General features: G+C 71.8%; 1 protein-coding gene and 1 pseudogene. Both read right to left on the bottom strand.

Annotated elements, in window-relative coordinates:
* Positions 1-192 precede the first annotated feature (192 nt).
* Positions 193-291 (bottom strand): annotated as a pseudogene (locus tag LPA54_RS33560) (acyl-CoA carboxylase epsilon subunit); the annotation flags it as partial.
* A gap of 9 nt (positions 292-300) precedes the next feature.
* Positions 301-808 (bottom strand): carboxyl transferase domain-containing protein (locus tag LPA54_RS33565; RefSeq protein WP_306806578.1); only part of this gene is annotated, 508 nt, incomplete at its 5' end.

Below are 808 nucleotides of genomic sequence, written 5' to 3' on the forward strand. Positions count from 1 at the left end.
CAATGCGCCCCGCCGGTGTGCCGGAGTGCGCCTGTGTGTCACTCCTGTCACAAACACCGCCGTCGCGTCACGGTCGTCACACGCGGGCGGCCCTTCCGTCACACCCGCGCACGAGCCCTCTCCGTACGCGGACCGGCTCGTTCTCCCGCACGACGCTTGTCGATCGCCAGCGCACGCCCGGCTCCCCCTGACGGCCACCCCGGCCGCCGCCGCGGCGCGCGCCCTGACCACCGCCAGTGCGGCGGCCAGCTCCACCGGGGTCGGGTTGCCCCGTACGACCTTGATCGTCACAGCGGCTCCTTAGAGGGGGATGTTGCCGTGCTTCTTCGGGGGCAGGCTCTCGCGCTTGGTCCGCAGCTGGCGCAGGCCGCGCACGATGTGGCGGCGGGTGTCGGACGGCATGATCACCGCGTCGACGTATCCCCGCTCGGCCGCGACGTAGGGGTTGAGGAGGGCGTCCTCGTACTCCTGCATCAGCCGGGCGCGGGCCGCCTCCGGGTCGTCCGACTCGGCGATGGTCCGGCGGTGCAGGATGTTGACGGCGCCCTGGGCGCCCATCACCGCGATCTGGGCCGTCGGCCAGGCGAGGTTCAGGTCGGCGCCCAGGTGCTTGGAGCCCATGACGTCGTACGCGCCGCCGAACGCCTTGCGGGTGATCACCGTGATGAGGGGGACGGTGGCCTCCGCGTAGGCGTAGATCAGCTTCGCGCCGCGGCGGATGATGCCGTCGTGCTCCTGGTCCACGCCGGGCAGGAAGCCGGGGACGTCGACGAAGGTCAGCACCGGGATGTTGAAGGCGTCGCAGGTC

Origin of the sequence: Streptomyces sp. DH12 (assembly GCF_020873895.1) — a bacterium.
In the GTDB taxonomy this organism is placed as follows: Bacteria; Actinomycetota; Actinomycetes; order Streptomycetales; family Streptomycetaceae; genus Streptomyces.